The organism is Streptomyces sp. NPDC001315 (assembly GCF_042896175.1).
GTDB lineage: Bacteria > Actinomycetota > Actinomycetes > Streptomycetales > Streptomycetaceae > Streptomyces.
The window spans coordinates 568,655-589,280 of sequence record NZ_JBIAWZ010000002.1; the positions used below are offsets into that span (position 1 = coordinate 568,655).

18 protein-coding genes are annotated in these 20,626 nt (G+C 70.0%); 13 read left to right on the plus strand and 5 right to left on the minus strand.

Annotation, left to right across the window (positions count from 1 at the left end):
• The first annotated feature begins 34 nt into the window (after positions 1 to 34).
• From xseA to ACFY16_RS09755, 3 genes are all read left to right on the plus strand, one after another.
• Positions 35 to 1,243 (plus strand): exodeoxyribonuclease VII large subunit, encoded by a 1,209-nt coding sequence (gene xseA, locus ACFY16_RS09745; RefSeq protein WP_390646556.1) that lies wholly within the window; start codon positions 35 to 37, stop codon positions 1,241 to 1,243.
• A 9-nt stretch (positions 1,244 to 1,252) separates the two neighbouring features.
• Positions 1,253 to 1,477 (plus strand): exodeoxyribonuclease VII small subunit, encoded by a 225-nt coding sequence (locus tag ACFY16_RS09750; protein WP_390646557.1) that lies wholly within the window; start codon positions 1,253 to 1,255, stop codon positions 1,475 to 1,477.
• Between the two features lie 135 nt (positions 1,478 to 1,612).
• Positions 1,613 to 2,203 (plus strand): malonic semialdehyde reductase, encoded by a 591-nt coding sequence (locus ACFY16_RS09755; protein ID WP_390646558.1) that lies wholly within the window; start codon positions 1,613 to 1,615, stop codon positions 2,201 to 2,203.
• Positions 2,204 to 2,278: 75 nt separating this feature from the next.
• On the opposite strand, the gene ACFY16_RS09760 is transcribed toward ACFY16_RS09755, so the two are convergent.
• Positions 2,279 to 2,803 carry a DUF4245 domain-containing protein gene (locus ACFY16_RS09760; RefSeq protein WP_390646559.1) on the minus strand — a complete coding sequence of 175 codons (525 nt, stop codon included), beginning with the start codon at positions 2,801 to 2,803 and terminating at the stop codon, positions 2,279 to 2,281.
• A 126-nt stretch (positions 2,804 to 2,929) separates the two neighbouring features.
• Between ACFY16_RS09760 and glpX the strand changes: the two genes are divergently transcribed.
• Complete coding sequence (glpX, locus tag ACFY16_RS09765) at positions 2,930 to 3,964, plus strand: class II fructose-bisphosphatase (RefSeq protein ID WP_390646560.1); 1,035 nt, start codon at positions 2,930 to 2,932, stop codon at positions 3,962 to 3,964.
• Positions 3,965 to 4,057: 93 nt separating this feature from the next.
• Here glpX and ACFY16_RS09770 read toward each other — a convergent pair whose 3' ends face one another.
• Together ACFY16_RS09770 and ACFY16_RS09775 are read right to left on the minus strand one after the other, a co-directional pair.
• On the minus strand, positions 4,058 to 4,432 hold the full coding sequence (locus tag ACFY16_RS09770) for a WhiB family transcriptional regulator (protein ID WP_390646561.1): 375 nt from the start codon (positions 4,430 to 4,432) through the stop codon (positions 4,058 to 4,060).
• A 161-nt stretch (positions 4,433 to 4,593) separates the two neighbouring features.
• Complete coding sequence (locus ACFY16_RS09775) at positions 4,594 to 5,307, minus strand: DUF1707 domain-containing protein (RefSeq protein WP_390646562.1); 714 nt, start codon at positions 5,305 to 5,307, stop codon at positions 4,594 to 4,596.
• Between the two features lie 144 nt (positions 5,308 to 5,451).
• Between ACFY16_RS09775 and ACFY16_RS09780 the strand changes: the two genes are divergently transcribed.
• From ACFY16_RS09780 to ACFY16_RS09800, 5 genes are all read left to right on the plus strand, one after another.
• Entirely contained in the window at positions 5,452 to 7,119 is a 1,668-nt protein-coding gene (locus ACFY16_RS09780) for a fumarate hydratase (RefSeq protein WP_390646563.1), read from the plus strand.
• Between the two features lie 248 nt (positions 7,120 to 7,367).
• Positions 7,368 to 8,753 (plus strand): class II fumarate hydratase, encoded by a 1,386-nt coding sequence (locus ACFY16_RS09785; RefSeq protein ID WP_390646564.1) that lies wholly within the window; start codon positions 7,368 to 7,370, stop codon positions 8,751 to 8,753.
• Positions 8,754 to 8,836: 83 nt separating this feature from the next.
• On the plus strand, positions 8,837 to 9,529 hold the full coding sequence (locus tag ACFY16_RS09790) for a DUF402 domain-containing protein (RefSeq protein WP_390646565.1): 693 nt from the start codon (positions 8,837 to 8,839) through the stop codon (positions 9,527 to 9,529).
• Positions 9,530 to 9,878: 349 nt separating this feature from the next.
• On the plus strand, positions 9,879 to 12,050 hold the full coding sequence (locus tag ACFY16_RS09795) for a SpoIIE family protein phosphatase (RefSeq protein ID WP_390646566.1): 2,172 nt from the start codon (positions 9,879 to 9,881) through the stop codon (positions 12,048 to 12,050).
• Positions 12,051 to 12,200: 150 nt separating this feature from the next.
• Positions 12,201 to 13,664, plus strand: coding sequence for a catalase (locus tag ACFY16_RS09800; protein WP_390646567.1), 1,464 nt, complete (start codon positions 12,201 to 12,203; stop codon positions 13,662 to 13,664).
• A gap of 71 nt (positions 13,665 to 13,735) precedes the next feature.
• Here the strand turns inward: ACFY16_RS09800 and ACFY16_RS09805 are convergent, their stop codons facing one another.
• Entirely contained in the window at positions 13,736 to 16,096 is a 2,361-nt protein-coding gene (locus ACFY16_RS09805; protein ID WP_390646568.1) for a transglycosylase domain-containing protein, read from the minus strand.
• 229 nt (positions 16,097 to 16,325) lie between these two features.
• On the opposite strand from ACFY16_RS09805, the gene ACFY16_RS09810 reads away from it, so the two are divergent.
• The 4 genes from ACFY16_RS09810 to ACFY16_RS09825 all read left to right on the plus strand — a co-directional run bounded on the left by ACFY16_RS09810 (position 16,326) and on the right by ACFY16_RS09825 (position 20,142).
• A complete protein-coding gene (locus ACFY16_RS09810; protein WP_390646569.1) occupies positions 16,326 to 16,463 on the plus strand; it encodes a hypothetical protein in 138 nt (45 codons plus the stop codon).
• 93 nt (positions 16,464 to 16,556) lie between these two features.
• Entirely contained in the window at positions 16,557 to 17,081 is a 525-nt protein-coding gene (locus ACFY16_RS09815; protein WP_390646570.1) for a PadR family transcriptional regulator, read from the plus strand.
• Positions 17,078 to 17,770 (plus strand): ABC transporter ATP-binding protein, encoded by a 693-nt coding sequence (locus ACFY16_RS09820; RefSeq protein ID WP_390646571.1) that lies wholly within the window; start codon positions 17,078 to 17,080, stop codon positions 17,768 to 17,770. The genes ACFY16_RS09815 and ACFY16_RS09820 overlap by 4 nt, the downstream gene beginning before the upstream one ends.
• Positions 17,767 to 20,142: an ABC transporter permease gene (locus tag ACFY16_RS09825; RefSeq protein ID WP_390646572.1), complete on the plus strand. Its 2,376-nt coding sequence runs from the start codon at positions 17,767 to 17,769 to the stop codon at positions 20,140 to 20,142. The genes ACFY16_RS09820 and ACFY16_RS09825 overlap by 4 nt, the downstream gene beginning before the upstream one ends.
• Positions 20,143 to 20,194: 52 nt before the next feature.
• On the opposite strand, the gene ACFY16_RS09830 is transcribed toward ACFY16_RS09825, so the two are convergent.
• Complete coding sequence (locus ACFY16_RS09830; protein WP_390646573.1) at positions 20,195 to 20,623, minus strand: hypothetical protein; 429 nt, start codon at positions 20,621 to 20,623, stop codon at positions 20,195 to 20,197.
• Between the last annotated feature and the right edge of the window lie 3 nt (positions 20,624 to 20,626).

A 20,626-nucleotide genomic window follows, 5' to 3' on the forward strand; every position in this document is an offset into this window, starting at 1 on the left:
GGCGTTGTCAGCACCGGCCGTTACTCTCGGGCGCATGGCTGTGAACACGTCCGCGGACGCCCCGCTGCCCGTCGGCGAGGTCTCGCGGCTCATCGGGGGGTGGATCGACCGGCTCGGCGCGGTGTGGGTCGAGGGGCAGATCACCCAGTTGTCGCGGCGCCCGGGCGCGGGCGTCGTGTTCCTGACGCTGCGCGACCCGTCGTACGACATCTCCGTCAGCGTCACCTGCTACCGGCAGGTGTTCGACGCGGTCGCCGATGTCGTCGGTGAGGGCGCGCGGGTCGTCGTACTCGCGAAGCCGGAGTGGTATGCCCCGCGGGGACAGCTGTCGCTGCGGGCCGCCGAGATAAGGCCCGTGGGCGTCGGCGAGCTGCTGGCCCGGCTGGAGCAGCTGAAGAAGTCCCTCGCCGCGGAGGGGCTGTTCGCGCCCGAGCGGAAGACGGCGCTGCCTTTCCTGCCGCAGCTCATCGGGCTGGTCTGCGGCCGTGCCTCCGCCGCGGAGCGTGATGTGCTGGAGAACGCCCGGCACCGCTGGCCCGCCGTCCGCTTCGAGGTGCGCAACGTCGCCGTGCAGGGTGTGCACGCCGTCCCGCAGGTCGTGCAGGCCGTGAAGGAGCTCGACGCCACCGACGCGGTGGACGTGATCATCGTCGCGCGCGGCGGCGGCAGCGTGGAGGACCTGCTGCCGTTCTCCGACGAGCAGCTCGTCCGCGCGGTCGCCGCCTGCCGTACGCCGGTCGTGTCGGCCATCGGGCACGAACCCGACACGCCGCTCCTCGACTACGTGGCCGACCTGCGGGCCTCGACCCCGACCGACGCCGCGAAGAAGGTCGTACCGGACGTCGGCGAGGAGTACGAGCGGGTGCGGATGCTGCGCGACCGGGCGCGGCGGTGTGTGGAGGGGATCGTCGAGCGGGAGGAGCGCGGGCTCGCCCATGCGCTCGGCCGGCCCTCGATGGAGGATCCGCACCGGATGATCGACGAGCGGGCCGACCAGGTGGCGGCCCTGCTCGACCGGGGCCGGCGGACCCTGGGCCACCTCCTCGACCGGGCCGACTCCGAGCTGGCGCACACCCACGCGCGCGTGGTGGCCCTGTCCCCCGCGGCGACGCTCAAGCGGGGCTATGCCGTGCTCCAGAAGGCGGACGGGCATGTCGTCCGCGACCCGGGCGAGGTGGCGGCGGACGAGTCGCTGCGGGCGCGGGTCGCCGAGGGCGAGTTCAACGTACGAGTCGATCTTTAGGGTGAGTTGATGACCGGCAAAGTGGATGAAACGCTCGGGTACGAGCAGGCCCGCGACGAGTTGATCGAGGTCGTGCGGCGGCTGGAGGCGGGGGGTACGACGCTGGAGGAGTCCCTCGCGCTCTGGGAGCGGGGGGAGGAGCTGGCCAAGGTGTGCCGGCGGTGGCTCGAGGGCGCGCGAGCGCGGCTGGACGCGGCGCTGGCCGGGGAAGCCGAGGGAGAGGAAGCGGAGTAGGCGTCGGTGACGCCTGTGAAGCGGATCACCACGCCCCGACTTTGGTTGAAGCTTGAACTTCTCTTCCCGTATGGTCGGTGCCGTCAGCCGGTCCTGAGCCTCAGGGCCGCACGCGCACATCCCGAGAAGGTTCAGATGTCTCTCGTTCTCGACCCCGCCGCCCAGGACCTGCTGTTCCGCGAGGCCCGCACCGCGAACACCTTCACCGACGAGCCGGTGACCGACGAGCAGGTACAGGCGATCTACGACCTGGTCAAGTACGGCCCGACCTCCATGAACCAGTCGCCGCTGCGCGTCACGCTGGTCCGCTCCGCCGAGGCCCGCGAGCGCCTTGTGCAGCACCTGGCCGAGGGCAACCAGAAGAAGACCGCCGCCGCGCCGCTGGTCGCGATCCTCTCCGCCGACAACGAGTTCCACGAGGAGCTGCCCGAGCTCTTCCCGCACTTCCCCCAGGCCAAGGATGCCTTCTTCGGTGAGCGCACGGTGCGCGAGCCCAGCGCGGCGCTCAACGCCACCCTGCAGGCCGCCTACTTCATCATCGGCGTCCGCGCCGCCGGTCTGGCCGCGGGCCCGATGACCGGCCTCGACTTCGAGGGCGTCCGCAAGGAGTTCCTCGACGACGACCACACCCCGCTGATGGTCGTCAACATCGGCAAGCCGGGCCCGGACGCCTGGTTCCCCCGCTCGCCCCGCCTGGCCTACGACGACGTGATCACCACCGTCTGATCACGGCCCGCAGGCATGACGAGAGAGGCCCCCGGCGCTGTGCCGGGGGCCTCTCTCGTCATGTCAGCGGGGCACTCACGTCATCTTCAGCGCCCCGGCCATCTTCATCAGCCGGTCGAACGACGCCGTGCCCGTCACCACCGTCGTGGAGCCGTCGGTGTCCTGGAGCACGAGGGCGTCGTAGCGGCCGCCGGTGTAGCGGGTCCACGTCCGGCCGCCGATCTCCTCGCTGGTCTTCGTCGCCGTCGCGCCCTGGCTCGCCTCGTCGATGAACGTGGAGCGCTTCTGAGTCGACTGCTCGACCGCCACGTACTCACCGTCGGGGTCCTGGAAGCCGAGGTGCCAGGCGTCGAACTTGTCGCCCTGGAAACGCACGGAGGTCGCCTTCCAGCTCTCGGGCAGGCCCTCGGGCGCGGCCACCGGGTACGACGCCGCACGGCGCGCCGTGAGCAGCTCGACGCGGTAGTCGACCCGCTTGATGTCGGGAGCGTGGTCGTCGTGCGGGATGAAGAGGTAGATGACGCCCGCCGCGATCATGATCAGGCCCAGGGACAGAATCATGTCCCTGGCCGACTTCTGCTTACCGTTCGAACCTGCCACGCCCCTATCGTCGCAGGTGCCCGGTCCGCTCATCCGTGGGGGGCTCTGCTCATTTTGTTAACCTGACGATAGAGTCGGGACGAAGACCCTCATCCGGCCGTCGTCGTATCAGAAAGGTGCGCTCCGATGACCGAGAATCATCAGCTGCCGTCCGAGCTCGAAGTCCCCTCCGAGGCCCCCGATCGCAACCTCGCCCTGGAACTCGTCCGGGTGACCGAAGCCGCGGCGATGGCCGCGGGTCGCTGGGTCGGTCGCGGTGACAAGAACGGCGCCGACGGTGCCGCGGTACGGGCCATGCGCACCCTCGTCTCCACCGTGTCGATGAACGGCGTCGTCGTCATCGGCGAGGGCGAGAAGGACGAGGCACCGATGCTGTTCAACGGGGAGCGTGTCGGCGACGGCACCGGCCCCGAGTGCGACATCGCCGTCGACCCGATCGACGGCACCACGCTGACCGCCAAGGGCATGCCGAACGCGATCGCGGTCCTCGCCGCCGCCGACCGCGGTTCGATGTTCGACCCGTCCGCCGTCTTCTACATGGACAAGCTGGTCACGGGCCCCGAGGCCGCCGACTTCGTCGACATCGACGCACCCGTGGCTGTGAACATCCGCCGGATCGCCAAGGCCAAGCGGTCCGCGCCGGAGGACGTCACCGTCGTCATCCTCGACCGGCCGCGGCACGAGGGCCTCATCAAGGAGGTCCGGGAAGCCGGAGCGCGCATCAAGCTGATCTCCGACGGCGATGTCGCCGGCTCGATCTACGCGCTGCGCGAGGGCACGGGTGTCGACCTGCTGCTCGGCGTCGGCGGTACCCCCGAGGGCATCATCTCGGCCTGCGCCGTGAAGTGCCTCGGCGGCACCATCCAGGGCAAGCTGTGGCCGAAGGACGACGCGGAGCGGCAGCGGGCGATCGACGCCGGGCACGACCTCGACCGCGTTCTGACCACGGACGACCTGGTCTCGGGCGAGAACGTCTTCTTCGTCGCCACCGGCATCACCGACGGCGAGCTGCTGCGCGGCGTGCGCTACCGCTCCGAGACCGCCACGACCGACTCCATCGTCATGCGTTCGAAGTCGGGCACGGTCCGCCGGATCGACTCCGAGCACCGGCTGCGCAAGCTGCGTGCGTACAGCGCGATCGACTTCGACCGCGCCAAGTAGGCACCACCGAGCGGCCGCACACCTTCGGCCGCGGTCATACGTGAAGGGGGCGCTCCCGGTGCGGAGGGAGCGCCCCCTTCACGTGCCTGTCTGCTAGCCGGCGGCCGCTATGCGGTTCGCCGCGCGGGCCTTCTTCAGTTCGAGTTCACGCCGGCGGCGCCGGGCCAGGACCACACGGCGCTCGGCAGCGGTGAGACCACCCCAGACGCCGTACGGTTCGGGCTGCAGCAGCGCGTGCTCGCGGCACTCGACCATCACCGGACAGCGCGCGCAGACGCGCTTGGCCGCCTCCTCGCGGGAGAGCCGGGCGGCGGTGGGTTCCTTGGAGGGTGCGAAGAACAGGCCGGCCTCGTCGCGCCGGCACACCGCCTCGGTGTGCCAGGGGGCGTCTTGGTCCCTGTCCCGCACCGGCACCCGCTGGGCCGGTACGGCAGCTACCTGCAGGGACGAATGCGGCGGTTGCAGCACGGTCTACTCCTGACGACGGCTTCGCGAGCGAGAGACGATGCAGCAAGGCCTACCCGCTGTACGCGCGCCTATGCACTCAGTTCCGAACCGCGGGGTTTCGGGGACCCCCGCCCACCCGCACCCCGGCAATCCCACCGTCGGCACACTCGCGTTCACAACCGTCAACGGTCCAGGTGTTTGCGCAAACTCTTGTCGACCTTGTGCTGAACGCGATCAAGGATGTCCGCGACGAGCCTGCCGCGCTTCGGCCTGCCTTCGATGTTGCCCAGCACCGCCCAGCCGTCGAGGTAGACGACGGGGGCGTCCGGGTCCGCCGCGTCCAGGGTGCCCACCTCGAAGTTCCCCAGCACACCACCGCCGGTGCCACGCAGCGAGACGTTCTCCGGAACCCGCACCTCGACGTTGCCGAAGACCGAGAGCGCCTTGATGACCACCTGCTGGTACTCGAAGAGCGCCTCGCTGAGGTCGATCTCGACACTGCCGAAGATCGCGTACGCGTGGATACGGCGCCCGGCGCGCCAACGGCCCTTGCGGACGGCGCTGCTGAAGACCGCGACCACGTTCTCGTCGGGGTCGACCGGAATCGCGCCCGCCGTCGGACGGCTGGGGGCGGCCGCGTAGGCCGGGGCGGCTCGCTGGTGGGCGGCCGGCAGGTCCCGTATGAAGACCTCCAGTTCGCCGACCGTCTTGGCGGCGAGCACGCCCTCGACGCGCTCGGCGTGTTCCTCGGCGGTCAGGCGGCCCTCGGCGAGGGCGTCGCGCAGGATGTCGGCGATGCGGTCACGGTCGGCGTCCGAGGCGCGCAGTTCGGCGACCCTGGATTCGGCGCCCCGGGGTTCGGCGGCGCGCGGCTCGCCCTGCTTCTGAAGGTCCACGACAGCAGCGTAGCGAAACACGATAGATCGCGACACCCCCGAAGTGAGCCCTACCTCACAAGCTCGCCGTCGGCGGCAGGTTCTACGCTGGTGGGCGCTGCCAATGGAGGCCAGCCGCTGTCTGTCGAGTGAGGAATGGGCGAGATGCCTGAGTTCGCGTACACCGATCTGCTCCCGATGGGAGAGGACACCACCCCCTACCGGTTGGTGACCTCCGAGGGTGTGTCCACCTTCGAGGCCGACGGGCGGACGTTCCTCAAGGTGGACCCGGAGGCGCTGCGCAAGCTCGCCGCGGAGGCCATCCACGACATCCAGCACTACCTGCGCCCGGCCCACCTGGCCCAGCTGCGCCGCATCATCGACGACCCCGAGGCGTCGAGCAACGACAAGTTCGTCGCCCTGGACCTGCTGAAGAACGCGAACATCGCGGCGGCGGGCGTGCTCCCGATGTGCCAGGACACCGGCACGGCGATCGTCATGGGCAAGCGCGGGCAGAACGTCCTCACCCAGGGCGGGGACGAGGCAGCCCTCTCGCGCGGTATCTACGACGCGTACAAGAACCTGAACCTGCGCTACTCCCAGATGGCTCCGCTGACCATGTGGGACGAGAAGAACACGGGGTCCAACCTCCCGGCGCAGATCGAGCTGTACGCCACGGACGGCGGCGCGTACAAGTTCCTGTTCATGGCCAAGGGCGGCGGCTCCGCCAACAAGAGCTTCCTCTACCAGGAGACGAAGGCCGTCCTGAACGAGGCCTCCATGATGAAGTTCCTGGAGGAGAAGATCCGTTCGCTCGGTACGGCCGCCTGCCCGCCGTACCACCTGGCGATCGTCGTCGGCGGCACGAGCGCCGAGTACGCCCTGAAGACCGCGAAGTACGCCTCCGCGCACTACCTGGACGAGATCCCGGCCGAGGGATCCGAGCTCGGCCACGGCTTCCGGGACAAGGAGCTGGAGGAGAAGGTCTTCGAGCTGACGCAGAAGATCGGGATCGGCGCGCAGTTCGGCGGCAAGTACTTCTGCCACGACGTGCGCGTGGTGCGGCTGCCGAGGCACGGGGCGTCCTGCCCGGTCGCCATCGCGGTGTCCTGTTCCGCCGACCGGCAGGCCGTCGCGAAGATCACCGCCGAGGGTGTGTTCCTGGAGCAGCTGGAGACGGACCCGGCACGGTTCCTGCCGGAGACGACGGACGAGCACTTGGACGAATCCTCCGACGTCGTCAAGATCGACCTTAACCAGCCGATGGACGACATCCTCGCCGAGCTCACCAAGTACCCGGTGAAGACCCGCCTTTCGCTCACCGGTCCGCTGGTCGTGGCCCGCGACATCGCGCACGCCAAGATCAAGGAGCGGCTGGACGCGGGCGAGGAGATGCCGCAGTACCTGAAGGACCACCCGGTCTACTACGCGGGCCCGGCGAAGACCCCCGAGGGCTACGCGTCCGGTTCCTTCGGCCCGACGACCGCCGGCCGCATGGACTCCTACGTCGAGCAGTTCCAGGCGGCGGGCGGCTCCAAGGTGATGCTCGCCAAGGGCAACCGGTCCGCGCAGGTCACCAACGCGTGCGAGGCCCACGGCGGCTTCTACCTCGGCTCCATCGGCGGACCCGCCGCCCGGCTCGCCCAGGACTGCATCAAGAAGGTCGAGGTCGTCGAGTACGAGGAGCTCGGCATGGAGGCCGTCTGGAAGATCGAGGTCGAGGACTTCCCGGCGTTCGTCGTCGTCGACGACAAGGGCAACGACTTCTTCCAAAACCCGGCGCCGCAGCCGACCTTCACCAGCATCCCGGTGCGCGGTCCGGGCCTGGCCTGACCGAGCCGCCCGGCCGCCCCGTGCGGCGGGCCTGGCGCAGGGCGACGCCCCCGTCCGATGACGGGGGCGTCGCCGTGTGCGGGCCGAGGTCAGGGGCGGGCCGTGCGGGCCGACCGCGAACACCGAGGACGTCGGCGCCCTCTCGTCCGCCGCACGGTCGCGATGAGACCTGGGCCACAGCAGTGGCACCGGCACTCGTGCGGCCCAAGAACCGGAACATCCCAGCCGTCCCGACCGCTATAACCGGCATGAGCGAATACCGCATCGAGCACGACTCCATGGGCGAGGTCCAGGTCCCCGCGGACGCCAAGTGGCGGGCCCAGACCCAGCGTGCCGTCGAGAACTTCCCCATCTCCGGCCAGCGCATCGAGCGCGCCCACATCGAGGCCCTCGCCCGCATCAAGGGCGCCGCCGCGAAGGTGAACGCGCGGCTGGGGGTGCTCGACAAGGACATCGCCGAGGCGATTCAGGAGGCGGCCGGGGAGGTCGCCGAGGGGCGGTGGGACGAGCACTTTCCCATCGACGTGTTCCAGACCGGGTCCGGCACCTCGTCGAACATGAACACCAACGAGGTCATCGCCACCCTCGCCACCGAGCGGCTCGGCCGGGACGTACACCCCAACGACCACGTCAACGCCTCGCAGTCGTCCAACGACGTGTTCCCGTCGTCCATCCACATCGCCGCCACCGCCGCCGTCACCCGCGAACTGGTCCCGGCCCTGGAGCACCTCGCCGCCTCGCTGGAGGGCAAGGCCGAGGAGTTCGCGGACGTCGTGAAGTCCGGGCGGACGCATCTGATGGACGCCACTCCCGTGACGCTGGGGCAGGAGTTCGGGGGGTACGCGGCGCAGGTGCGGTACGGCGTCGAGCGGCTGCGCGCCTCGCTCCCCCGGCTCGCCGAACTGCCCCTCGGCGGCACCGCCGTCGGCACCGGGATCAACACGCCGCCCGGGTTCTCCGCGGCGGTCATCGAGGAGGTGGCCCGCGCGACCGGGCTCCCGCTCACCGAGGCGCGCGACCACTTCGAGGCGCAGGGTGCCCGGGACGGGATCGTCGAGACCAGCGGACAGCTCAGGACCATCGCCGTCTCGCTGACCAAGATCTCCAATGACCTTCGGTGGATGGCCTCCGGGCCACGGACCGGGCTCGCCGAGATCTCCCTCCCCGACCTCCAGCCGGGGTCGTCCATCATGCCGGGCAAGGTCAATCCGGTCATTCCGGAAGCCGTGCTCATGGTCGCCGCCCAGGTCGTGGGGAACGACGCCACCGTCGCCACCGCCGGAGCCGCCGGCAACTTCGAGCTCAATGTGATGCTGCCGGTGATCGCCAGGAACGTCCTGGAGTCGATCCGGCTGCTCGCCAACGTGTCGCGGCTGCTCGCCGACCGGACCGTGGACGGGATCACCGCGAACAGGGAGCGGGCGCGTGAGTACGCCGAGTCGTCGCCCTCCGTGGTCACTCCGCTCAACAGGTACATCGGGTACGAGGAGGCCGCCAAGGTCGCCAAGAAGGCGCTGGCCGAGCGGAAGACGATCCGTCAGGTCGTCCTGGAGAGCGGGTATGTGGAGCGCGGGGACCTGACGGTCGAACAGCTCGACGAGGCGTTGGATGTCCTGCGTATGACGCATCCGTAACCAATCGCGAACCGAGCACGGCCACGGCGTGAACCATGACACGCACCGCAGCGTCGTATGCCTATGACACCTAATATCTGTGCATGGCAGACGGTGGAGTGGTGAGACGCGTGGGGAACGGTGGTTCGACGGCCTTCTGGGCGCCCGGGAGTCAGATCCTGTGGCGCTATCGGGAGAACGCGGGCGAGCGCTTCCACATCGCGCGGCCCGTCACCGTCGTGCGGGATGACGAAGAGGTGCTGGCCGTGTGGCTGGCGCCCGGTACGACGTGCGTGAAGCCCGTGCTCGCCGACGGCACTCCCGTGCACGTCGAGCCGCTCCAGTCGCGCTACACCAAGCCGCGCAGCGTGCAGCGCGACCGGTGGTTCGGGACCGGGGTGCTGAAGCTGGCCCGGCCCGGGGAATCCTGGTCGGTGTGGCTGTTCTGGGAGCCCGGCTGGCAGTTCAAGAACTGGTACGTGAACCTGGAGGAGCCGCTGACCCGCTGGAAGGGCGGGGTCGACTCCGAGGACTACTTCCTGGACATCTCCGTCAACCCGGACCGCAGTTGGGACTGGCGCGACGAGGACGAGTTCGCTCAGGCCCAGCGGGACGGGCTGATGGGCGCCGAACTCGCCGAGCGGGTGCGGGCGGCGGGACGCGACGCGGTGGAGGTGATCGAGGCCTGGGGGCCGCCGTACTCCCAGGGCTGGCAGCACTGGCGCCCTGATCCGTCCTGGGCCGTACCGTTGCTGCCGGAGGACTGGGACCGCACACCCGTGCACGTGTCCCCATGAGACCCTTGATGCGCCCCCGGGCAACAAACGTAGGATCGTCCTCCGCAAGGGCGTACAGCGGCAACTCCCGGAACGGGCACCGAGACTGACCGAACGTCACCGAGGGGCGGCAGGACGTGAGCGAGGGGTACGAGGGCACTACCGGAACCGGCTTCGCCGACGGCTCCGGTGGCGCGGGCACGAGCTCCGGGCGCGCCGGAACGGGGTTCGCCCGGGCCGCCCGTGGCGCAGGAACAACCTCTGGTCACGCGGGAATTCCGTTCCTGGGACATGTATTCCGGGTATCGGGTTTCCTGCGGGACGAACTGCGCGCGCGGCGCGCAGCCCCGGACGGACGGATGCGACACGCGTGACGGAGCACCCCATCTCCTACGAACGCCCCCAGGGCGTCGACCCCACGGACCCCCGCGGGGCGCTCCTGCGTACCCCGCCACCGGCCCGCGTTCCCGGAGCCGCCGCCTTACCGCCCCAGTCCGCCCAGCCCTCCCAGGCCGCCCAGGCGCGCACCGACGAGACGCCCGGTGCCACGACACCTGGGACGACGACGCCCGGTACGGCCACACCTGGTGCGAGCACGCCCGGTAGGGCGACTCCGTGCGCGAAGGGCAAGGATCCGGCCGGCGGCGATCCCGAGCACTCCCAGCCCGCCGTCGCCGAGACCGGCACCCATCGCCCGCGTCCCGTGCCCGAGGGCATCCCGGCCCAGCCGGGCGGCGCCGGGCCGGACGCCGTCGAGAAGGGCGCCGGGGACCAGCAGGACCGGCGTACGGGGCAGGGGGTGCCGCGCGGCCGGCCCACGCCGATGCGGCGGGACGGGGACCGGCTGCGCTTCGTCGGGGCCGCGACCCGGCGGATCGCCCGGGGCATCGACCTGGACGAGATCGTGATGGGGCTGTGCCGGGCGACCGTGCCGACCTTCAGCGACGCCATCCTCGTCTATCTGCGTGATCCGCTGCCCGTCGGCGACGAGCGGCCCGCGGGGCCCGTCGTGCTGCGGCTGCGCCGCACCGACCGGATCCCGGAGGAGCGGGACACCGAGAACGGGTTCGCGTCGGCGCCGCAGCCGGAGCAGCCGCCGGAGCTCACCGAGCTGTCGGCGGTCACCGCCGAACTGTGCGAGGTACGGCCCGGCGGCGCGCTCGCCGAGGTGCTGCGTGGGGTGCGTCCGGTGTTCGCCGACACCCCGGCCGCCCGTGCCGCGCTGCCGGAACTCCTGGGCGACGGCGGCGAGCTGGTCGTGCCCAGCGGGCAGCGGGCGATCCTGGCCCCGCTGCGCGGCCGGCGTCGGGTGATCGGTGCCGCGGTCTTCCTGCGCCGGCCCGAGCGCATCGCCTTCGAGGCGGACGACCTGCTGGTCGCCGCCCAGCTCGCCACCCACAGTGCGCTCGGCATCGACAAGGCGGTGCTGTACGGACGCGAGGCGTACATCGCCGACGAGTTGCAGCGCACCATGCTGCCGGAGACGCTGCCCCGGCCCACGGGTGTGCGGCTGGCGTCCCGCTATCTGCCCGCCGCCGAGACCGCCCGGGTCGGTGGGGACTGGTACGACGCCATTCCGCTGCCCGGGAGCCGGGTCGCCCTCGTCGTCGGTGACGTGATGGGGCACTCCATGACGTCGGCGGCCATCATGGGGCAGCTGCGCACCACGGCGCAGACCCTGGCCGGGCTCGACCTGCCGCCGCAGGAGGTGCTGCACCACCTCGACGAGCAGGCTCAGCGGCTCGGTACCGACCGCATGGCGACCTGCCTCTACGCCGTCTACGATCCGGTCTCGCACCGGATCACCATCGCCAACGCCGGGCATCCGCCGCCGGTGCTGCTGCACCTGGGCGGGCGGGCCGAGGTGCTGCGGGTGCCGGCGGGCGCGCCCATCGGGGTCGGCGGTGTCGACTTCGAGGCCGTGGAGCTGGACGCCCCGGCCGGCGCGACCCTGCTGCTGTACACCGACGGGCTCGTGGAGTCGCGGCTGCGGGACGTGTGGACCGGCATAGAGCAGCTGCGCGAGAAGCTCGCCGCGACCGCGCAGCTCACCGGACCCGATCATCCGCCGCCGCTCGAGGCGCTGTGCGACGAGGTGCTCGACATGCTCGGCCCGGGCGACCGGGACGACGACATCGCGCTGCTCGCCGCCCGCTTCGACGGGATCGCGCCGAGCGATGTGGCGTACTGGTTCCTGGAGCCGGAGGACGCCGCTCCCGGCCGGGCCCGGCGGCTCGCCCGGCGTGCGCTGTCCCGCTGGGGCATGGAGGAGATGAGTGACTCCGTGGAGCTGCTCGTCAGCGAGGTCGTGACCAATGCCGTGCGCTATGCGTCGCGGCCGGTCACGCTCCGTCTGCTGCGCACCGACGTGCTGCGCTGCGAGGTCGGCGACGACGTGCCGCAGTTGCCGCGGCTGCGGCAGGCGCGGGCCACGGACGAGGGCGGGCGCGGGCTGTACCTGGTGAACAAACTGGCCAGACGGTGGGGAGCGACCCGGCTGAGCACCGGGAAGGTGGTCTGGTTCGAATTGAACCGCGGCTGAGGGGGTACCCCGGGCGGGGCGCCCCCGGCAGCCGCTCAGAACCGTACCGGTATTGGACCCCGTCCAAAAGTTGCCGACATCCCGTCGGCGGAGTTGACTGCTGGGGTGAGCGAAGCGACCTGACCACCCTCTTCTGACGGGAGGACGCTCGTGACACAGGAATCCCAGAAGGCTCCGTACACCACGAACAACGTCGGTATTCCGGTGGAGAGCGACGAGCACTCGCTCACCGTCGGTCCCGACGGCCCGATCCTGCTCCAGGACCACTACCTCATCGAGAAGATGGCCCAGTTCAACCGGGAGCGGGTCCCCGAGCGGGTGGTGCACGCCAAGGGCAGTGGCGCGTACGGGTTCTTCGAAGTCACCAATGACGTGAGCCAGTTCACCAAGGCCGACCTCTTCCAGCCCGGCAGGCGTACGGAGATGCTTGCGCGCTTCTCGACCGTCGCGGGTGAGCAGGGCTCCCCCGACACCTGGCGCGACCCCCGCGGCTTCGCACTCAAGTTCTATACCGAGCAGGGCAATTACGATCTGGTGGGCAACAACACCCCCATCTTCTTCGTCCGTGACACGATCAAGTTCCAGGACTTCATCCGCTCGCAGAAGCGCCACCCCGTGACCGGGCTGCGCAGCAACGACATGCAGTGGGACTTCTGGACGCTCTCGCCCGAGTCGGCGCACCAGGTCACGTGGCTGATGGGCGACCGGGGCATCCCGAAGACGTACCGCAACATGAACGGCTACAGCTCCCACACCTATATGTGGATCAACGGCGGTGGTGAGCGGTTCTGGGTGAAGTACCACTTCAAGACCGACCAGGGCATCGACTTCCTCACCCAGGCGGAGGCCGACGAGCTGGCCGGTTCGGACGCGGACATCCACCGCCGGGACCTGTACGAGTCGATCGAGTCCGGGAACGCGCCGAGCTGGACCCTGAAGGTCCAGATCATGCCGTTCGAGGACGCGGCGGACTACCGCTTCAACCCGTTCGACCTGACCAAGGTCTGGCCGCACGGCGACTACCCGCTGATCGACGTGGGACGGATGGTTCTGAACAAGAACCCCGAGGACTACTTCATCCACATCGAGCAGGCCGCCTTCGAGCCGTCGAACCTCGTCCCCGGCATCGGGCCCTCGCCGGACAAGATGCTGCTGGGCCGGCTGTTCTCGTATCCGGACACCCACCGCTACCGGATCGGCCCGAACTACGCCCAGCTGCCGCCGAACCGGCCGCACGTCCCGGTGAACTCGTACGCCAAGGACGGCCCGATGCGGTACGTGCCGTCGAACGCGGCCCGGCCGTACGCACCCAACTCCTACGGCGGCCCCGCGGCCGACTACGGCCGCTTCGGCGACCCGGCGAGCTGGGAGACTGCGGGCGAGCTGGTGCGCGAGGCGACCAGGCTGCACCGCGAGGACGACGACTGGGGTCAGCCGGGCACGATGGTGCGCCAGGTGCTGGACGACGCGGCCCGTGACCGGCTGGTGTCGAACGTCAGCGGACATCTCAAGGCCGATGTGTCCCGGCCCGTGCTGGACCGCGCGGTGCAGTACTGGCGGAACATCGACAAGGAGATCGGCGACCGGATCGCCGACAACGTCAACGGCGGCTGACGCGCTCCGCACACGGAGAGGGGCGCCCGGTGGATTCCGGGCGCCCCTCTCCTGCGGTCACTGGCCTGCGGTCACTGGCCGACCACTCCGCCGAACGGATCGCCGGTGTCGTCCGTCGGTGTCTCCGTCGGGGTCTCCGACGGCGTTTCCGTGGGTGTCTCCGTCGGCTCTTCCGTCGTCGGGGTCTCCGACGGCTCCTCGGTCGTCGGGGTCTCCGACGGCTCCTCGGTCGTCGGGGTCTCGGACGGGGTCTCCGACACCGTCTGCGACGGGGTCGGCGTCGCGGTCGGCTGGACCGCCGCGCCCTGGTCGGTCTCCAGGTCGAACTTGGTGACCTTGGTCTGCACCCCGAAGGTGTAGTCCGCCCAGATCTGCGCCGGATAACCGCCACCGTTGATCCGGCCGACGCCCGGAATGAGGCCGGTCGCGCCGGTCAGGGTCACCTGGGAGCCGTCCTTGGCGCTCTCGCCGAACAGGCCGACCGAGGTGACCAGGCTCGGCGTGTAGCCGGTGAACCAGGCGGATTTGTTGTTGTCGGACGTACCCGTCTTGCCCGCGACCTTCTGGCCGTCGCGCATGGGGTTGTCCCGCACGGACTTCTTGGCCGTACCGTCGTCGACCACTCCGGTGAGCACCGAGGTGACCGTGTCCGCGGCCTCGCGGCTGATGACCTGGTCGCCGACCGGGTCCGGCATGGTGACCGTGCGGGAGATGTGCTCGACGGACTGGATCAGGGCGGGGGTGACCTTCTTGCCGTGGTTGTCGAGGGTCGCGTAGACGCCGGCCATCTGGAGCGGGCTGGCGCCCATGGTGCCCAGGGTCTGCGCGGGCACCGCCTTCAGGTCCGCGGTGTCCATGCCCAGGTCGTCGGCCACCTTGAGCACCTTGTCCATGCCCACGTCGACGCCCAGCTGCGCGAAGACGGAGTTGACCGACTTGTTCATCGCCGTCTGCACGGTGATGTTGCCGTAGTCCTGGTCGTCCTCGTTCTCCGGGGCGAAGCCGATGTCGCTGCCCTCGACGGGCCGCTTGCTCGTGCCGTCGTAGACCGTGTTCGCCGTGATCGCCTTGCCGTCCTGCGTCTGGGCGCTCTCGTCCAGAGCGGCCGCGAGGATGACCGGCTTGAAGGTGGAGGCGGGCTGGTAGTCGGTGCGCGTGGCGTTGTTGTAGTAGTGCTTGTAGTAGTCGACACCGCCGTACATCGCGACGACCGCACCCGTCTTCGGGTCGACCGAGACGGCACCGGCCTGGACGTCGCCGTCGACCGTGCGCTTCTTCTTGTCCAGCTTGCTGGTCAGCTGGTCCTTGACGGACTTCTCCAGCGCCGCCTGCTTCTTCTTGTCGATGTTGAGCGTGATGGTCCAGCCGCCGCGGCCGACCATGTCCTCGGCCTGCTTGGCGTTGTCGGCGACGCCCTGCGCGACGAGCTGCTTCTCCAGGGCCGCGTTGGCGGCCTTCACCAGGTAGCCCTTCTGGCCGCCCAGCCCAGGGGCGGGCTTGGGCGCCAGGGGCTTGGGGAACACCATGGCGTCGCGCTCGGTCTTGCCCAGCCAGCCCTCCTCGACCATGTTGTCGAGGACGTAGTTCCAGCGCGCCTGGACCAGCTGCTTGCCGGTGTCGGTGGCCGCCGCCCAGTCGTACTGGCTGGGCGCCTGGAGCAGCGCCGCGAGGTACGCGCCCTGCGCGACGGTGAGCTTGTCGGCGTCGACGCGGTAGTACGCCTGCGCGGCGGCCTGGATGCCGTAGGCGTTGCGGCCGTAGTAGCTGGTGTTGATGTAGCCGGCGAGGATGTAGTCCTTGGTCTTCTCCCGGTCCAGCTTCAGGGAGATGACCAGCTCGTTCAGCTTGCGGGTGACGGTCTGGTCCTGGGTCAGGTAGTAGTTCTTGACGTACTGCTGGGTGATCGTCGAACCGCCCTGCGCGCCCTTGCCGGAGAGCGTGTTGAGCAGACCGCGCGCGGTGCCCTTGAGGTCGACGCCGGCGTCCTTGTAGAAGGACTTGTTCTCGGCGGCGACGAAGGTCTTCTGGACCTCCTTGGGGACGTGCGAGAGGTCCACGATCTCTCGGTTGACGTCGCCGTCGCGGGTCATGACCGAGCCGTCGCTGTACTTGTAGACGTTGCTCTCGAGCTGGGCGTCGGCGTTCCCCGCGGGGATGTCGATCGTCATGTACAGCACGATGAAGGCGCCTATGCCGAGCAGGCACAGGCCGAGGAAGGTGCCGAGGATCTTCTTCCAGGTGAACATCCGGCGTATGAGGCTCTTCTTCGCGGCCTTCCCGCCCTTGCCGCGCTTGGCGCCCCTGCGGGCCGCCGCACGGCCCTGGCCCACGACCGTCGGCCCCTCGTCGACCGCCACCTGCGACGAGCGGTTGCTGGGCGCAGCGCGGCGGCCGCCTCGCTGCCGCGCTCGTCTCTCGTCCGCTCGTCCCATGAGTCTGCTCGCTCCGCTTCGTTCTCGGCTGTCACACCGGTGCCCAGGGCAGGTCAGCTCAGAAAGCTAACACCGCTCTCTATGACAAAGAGATTCCGATCCGGTCTTTTACGGACGTGACAATCAGCACCCCGCTTCAACGGAACCGACGTACGAGAGGGGGCCAAGGTTGCCGTGCGGCGGTAAAGCGTTATCACTTAGCCAGACAGAAGCTGGCGAAAGTGCATGAATGGCACACGAGTCGTCGGCCATCGCCGACGTTCCCGACATGCCCGCCCCGCAGGTGTGGGAGTTCACCGCGCACGGCATCGGCGGCGGCCTCTCGCGGCCGGCTGAACGGACCTGCACGCGTGTAGCAGAACCGTGACAATCGCCCGCCACCTGCACACTCACACCTTCCACCACGGTCTACACACTCCGCGTATACACACTGCGTATACACCGTATGTAGAGTGAGTGCATGTCCATCGGTCACACCCTTCTAGGGCTCCTGGAGTCCGGGCCCCGCCACGGCTACGACCTCAAGCGGGCCTTCGACGAGAAGTTCGGTCACGACCGGCCGCTGCACTACGGCCAGGTCTACTCGACGATGTCCCGCCTGCTGAAGAACGGACTCGTCGAAGTCGACGGGATCGAGGCGGGCGGCGGCCCCGAGCGCAAGCGGTACGCGATCACCGACGCCGGGATCACCGACGTGGAGCAGTGGCTCGCGACGCCGGAGAAGCCCGAGCCGTACCTCCAGTCGGCCCTCTACACCAAGGTCGTCCTCGCACTGCTCACGCACCGCGACGCGGCCGACATCCTCGACACGCAGCGGTCCGAGCACCTGCGCAGCATGCGGATCCTGACGGACCGCAAGCGCAAGGGCGACCTGGCCGACCAGCTGATCTGCGACCACGCCCTGTTCCACCTCGAGGCCGACCTGCGCTGGCTGGAGCTGACCGCCGCGCGCCTCGACAGACTCGCCGAGGCGGTGACCCGATGACGACTCATCCGGCAGGTTCCCTGCTCACCGCTTCCGAGCTGCGCAAGGCCTACGGTCCGACGACCGCGCTCGACGGCGCCGAGTTCTCCATCCACCCCGGCGAGGTCGTCGCCGTGATGGGCCCCTCCGGCTCCGGCAAGTCGACGCTGCTGCACTGTCTCGCCGGGATCGTCACGCCCGACTCCGGGTCGATCGTGTACAACGGGCAGGATCTGGCGACGATGAACGACGCCGGGCGCAGCCGGCTGCGGCGCTCGGAGTTCGGGTTCGTGTTCCAGTTCGGGCAGCTGGTGCCGGAGCTGACCTGCGTGGAGAACGTGGCGCTGCCGCTCCGGCTCAACGGCACCTCACGCAAGCAGGCCGAGCACACCGCCCTGGGCTGGATGGAGCGGCTGGAGGTCGACGACCTCGCGAAGAAGCGGCCCGGGGAGGTCTCCGGCGGGCAGGGGCAGCGGGTGGCCGTGGCGCGCTCGCTGGTCACCAGCCCGCGGCTGCTGTTCGCCGACGAGCCGACCGGCGCGCTGGACTCGCTCAACGGCGAACGGGTGATGGAGCTGCTCACCGAGGCGGCCCGGTCGGCCAACGCGGCCGTGGTGCTGGTGACGCACGAGGCACGGGTGGCCGCCTACTCCGACCGCGAGATCGTCGTACGGGACGGGAAGTCGCGGGACATGGAGCGCGTCGTATGAACGTGCGCAGGGGGACTCGCCCGCGCGAGCGGAGCCGAGTGTGGGGGAGGTCCCGGGACCTGGTCCTGGGAATCCGGTTCGCCTTCGCGGGCGGACGGGAGGGGTGGGTCCGGGCCGTGCTGACGGCGGTGGGCGTCGGGCTCGGCGTGGCGCTGCTGCTGCTGTCGACCGCGCTGCCGAACGCGATGTCGGTGCGGCACGAACGCGAAGAGGCCCGCCTGGACTACTCGTTCCTGGCCGAGGACCCGCCCAAGGGCGACAACACCTTGTTGATCGCCAACACCGACACGACGTTCCACGGCAAGGACGTGCGCGGGCGGACGGTGGAGCCGGAGGGGCCGCGCGCCCCGCTGGCACCCGGGGTGGACGCGTGGCCGGCGAAGGGCGAGATGCTGGTCTCCCCCGCGCTGAGGAAGCTGCTCGCCTCGGACGGGGCGAAGCTGCTGCGTGAACGGCTGCCGTACCGGATCACCGGGACCATCGGGGAGAGCGGGCTGATCGGCTCGCAGGAACTCGCCTACTTCGCGGGCGCCTCCGGGCTCGCCGCGCACATGGACGACGCGAACATGACCCGGCTGAAGAGTTTCGGCAACCCGAACCCGACGCCCGAGGAGTCCGACCCGGTACTGGCCCTGCTGAACCTCGTCGTGATCGTGATGCTGCTGATGCCGGTCGCGGTGTTCATCGCGGCGGCCGTACGCTTCGGCGGCGAGCGGCGCGACCGCCGGCTCGCGGCGCTGCGGCTGGTCGGCGCCGACGGCGGGATGGCCCGGCGCATCGCGGCGGGCGAGGCGATGGCCGGAGCACTGCTCGGCCTGGCCCTCGGCACCGGGTTCTTCCTGATCGGACGTCAGGTGGCCGGTTCCGTGGAAGTGATGGGCATCAGCGTGTGGCCCAGCTACCTCAACCCCTCGCCGCTGCTGGCCGCGCTGGTCGCGGTGGCGGTTCCGGCGGCCGCCGTGCTGGTCACCCTCTTCGCGCTGCGCTCCGTGGTGATCGAGCCGCTCGGTGTGGTGCGCGCGGCGAAACCCGCACGGCGCCGTCTGTGGTGGCGGCTGCTGCTGCCGGTGGCCGGCCTCGCCATGCTCTTCCCGATGATCGGGCAGGGGCGGGCCAACGGCGACTTCAACCAGTACCTGGTGACCGGCGGCGTCCTGCTGCTCCTCGTCGGCGTCACCGCGCTGCTGCCGTGGCTGGTGGAGCGGTGCGTCGCCCGGCTCGGCCCGGGCGGTGTCGCCTGGCAACTCGCGGTACGGCGCCTGCAGTTGAGCAGCGGCACGGCGGCCAGGATGGTCAACGGCATCGCGGTCGCGGTGGCCGCGGCGATCGCCCTGCAGATGCTGTTCACCGGGGTCGACGACCAGTACACCAAGTCCACCTCCCAGGATCTCTCCCGGGCACAGATGCAGGTGGACGTGCCGAAGGGCGCCCCGCTGGAGGCGACCGCCCGGAAGTTCACCGGGACCAGGGGCGTACGGCACGTCACCAGCCTGTGGGAGGGCTACCTCGGCGACGCTTCCTGGAACAGCGAGAACGGCCCGAACGACGTCGCCCAGCTGACCGTCGGCGACTGCGCGGCGCTGCGCGAGGTGGCGAAGCTGCCCTCCTGCGAGGACGGCGACCTGTTCGCCCTCGACGGCACGGACTACTCCGCCGACACGACGGAGCTGAACAAGCCCGGCAAGAAGCTGTACCTCGACTCCTCGTCGAACGGGGCCGGTACGGAAGCCGGCTGGACGGTCCCGGCGGGCGTCGTCACGGCCCACTCGGTCAAGGACCCGACCGGCAGCCTGCGCGACGGCTTCCTGATGACACCGGCGGCACTGCCGAAGAACCTCGAGAGAGAGGTCACCGGCGAGCTGTACCTCTCCCTCGACGCGTCCGTGCCCGACGCCGACGAGTACGCCCGCAACACCGCCGCCACGGTGAACCCGCTGGCCGACCCCACGTCCTGGTCCGCCACGACGACGTCCGGCAAGTTCGGCTCCCTCCGCACGGGGCTGCTCGTCGGCGCGATCTGCGTGCTGGCGCTGGTCGGGGCGAGCCTGCTGGTCTCCCAGCTGGAACAGCTGCGCGAGCGCCGCAAGCTGCTGTCGGCGCTCGTCGCCTTCGGCACCCGGCGGCGCACGCTGAGCCTGTCGGTGCTGTGGCAGACGGCGATCCCGATCGCGCTGGGCCTGCTGCTGGCCACGGCGGTGGGGCTCACGCTGGGCACGGTGCTGCTGAAGATGACGGGCACCCCGGTGGGCGTGGACTGGGCGAGCGTCCTGTCCATGACCGGTTCCGGCGCGGCGGTCGTCCTGCTGGTGACGCTGCTGAGCCTGCCTCCGCTGATCCGGCTGATGCGGCCGGACGGCCTCCGTACGGAGTAGGAAGACCCGTGGGGCCCCTCCCCGACCAACCGGGAGGGGTCCCACGCGTGCTTCAGAGGCTGTACTCCCGCACCACCCGCCGGACCTGGGCGAACAGCATGCCCACATTCACGGACTTGCGGCACACCACCACGGCGACGACGTCCTGCTGCTCGTTCATGCGCACGAACAGGTGTGTGAGGTTCTCGCTGTTGACCAGGATCTCCTGGAAGAAGTGGTTGTCGCTGGTGACGCCGCGGCGCTCCTTGAAGACGTCCTCGATCATCACGACCGTACGGCCCTGGAACAGGTCGAGGGTCGCGCCCGCCAGCAGGTCCAGGACCTCGGGCGGGTGGTTGTCGACGGTCTCGTACGACAGCAGCATCCCGGTGGACATGTCGACCGCGCCGGAGGCGACACAGTCGGGGGCATCGGTGCGCAGGGACTTGACCAGGCCCATCACCTGGTCGGAGAAACCCGGGGACATACGCTTCGTCGCCATCCC

Excerpts from the sequence above, each read along its gene's own strand:
- ACFY16_RS09790 (WP_390646565.1), top strand. The coding sequence starts at position 8,837 with ATGGCAGACGGTGGAGTGGTGAGACGCGTGGGGAACGGTGGTTCGACG.
- ACFY16_RS09780 (WP_390646563.1), top strand. The coding sequence starts at position 5,452 with ATGCCTGAGTTCGCGTACACCGATCTGCTCCCGATGGGAGAGGACACC.
- ACFY16_RS09755 (WP_390646558.1), top strand. The coding sequence starts at position 1,613 with ATGTCTCTCGTTCTCGACCCCGCCGCCCAGGACCTGCTGTTCCGCGAG.
- ACFY16_RS09820 (WP_390646571.1), top strand. The coding sequence starts at position 17,078 with ATGACGACTCATCCGGCAGGTTCCCTGCTCACCGCTTCCGAGCTGCGC.
- ACFY16_RS09810 (WP_390646569.1), top strand. The coding sequence starts at position 16,326 with ATGGCACACGAGTCGTCGGCCATCGCCGACGTTCCCGACATGCCCGCC.
- ACFY16_RS09830 (WP_390646573.1), bottom strand. The coding sequence starts at position 20,623 with ATGGCGACGAAGCGTATGTCCCCGGGTTTCTCCGACCAGGTGATGGGC.
- ACFY16_RS09785 (WP_390646564.1), top strand. The coding sequence starts at position 7,368 with ATGAGCGAATACCGCATCGAGCACGACTCCATGGGCGAGGTCCAGGTC.
- xseA (WP_390646556.1), top strand. The coding sequence starts at position 35 with ATGGCTGTGAACACGTCCGCGGACGCCCCGCTGCCCGTCGGCGAGGTC.
- ACFY16_RS09825 (WP_390646572.1), top strand. The coding sequence starts at position 17,767 with ATGAACGTGCGCAGGGGGACTCGCCCGCGCGAGCGGAGCCGAGTGTGG.
- ACFY16_RS09815 (WP_390646570.1), top strand. The coding sequence starts at position 16,557 with ATGTCCATCGGTCACACCCTTCTAGGGCTCCTGGAGTCCGGGCCCCGC.
- ACFY16_RS09805 (WP_390646568.1), bottom strand. The coding sequence starts at position 16,096 with ATGGGACGAGCGGACGAGAGACGAGCGCGGCAGCGAGGCGGCCGCCGC.
- glpX (WP_390646560.1), top strand. The coding sequence starts at position 2,930 with ATGACCGAGAATCATCAGCTGCCGTCCGAGCTCGAAGTCCCCTCCGAG.
- ACFY16_RS09750 (WP_390646557.1), top strand. The coding sequence starts at position 1,253 with ATGACCGGCAAAGTGGATGAAACGCTCGGGTACGAGCAGGCCCGCGAC.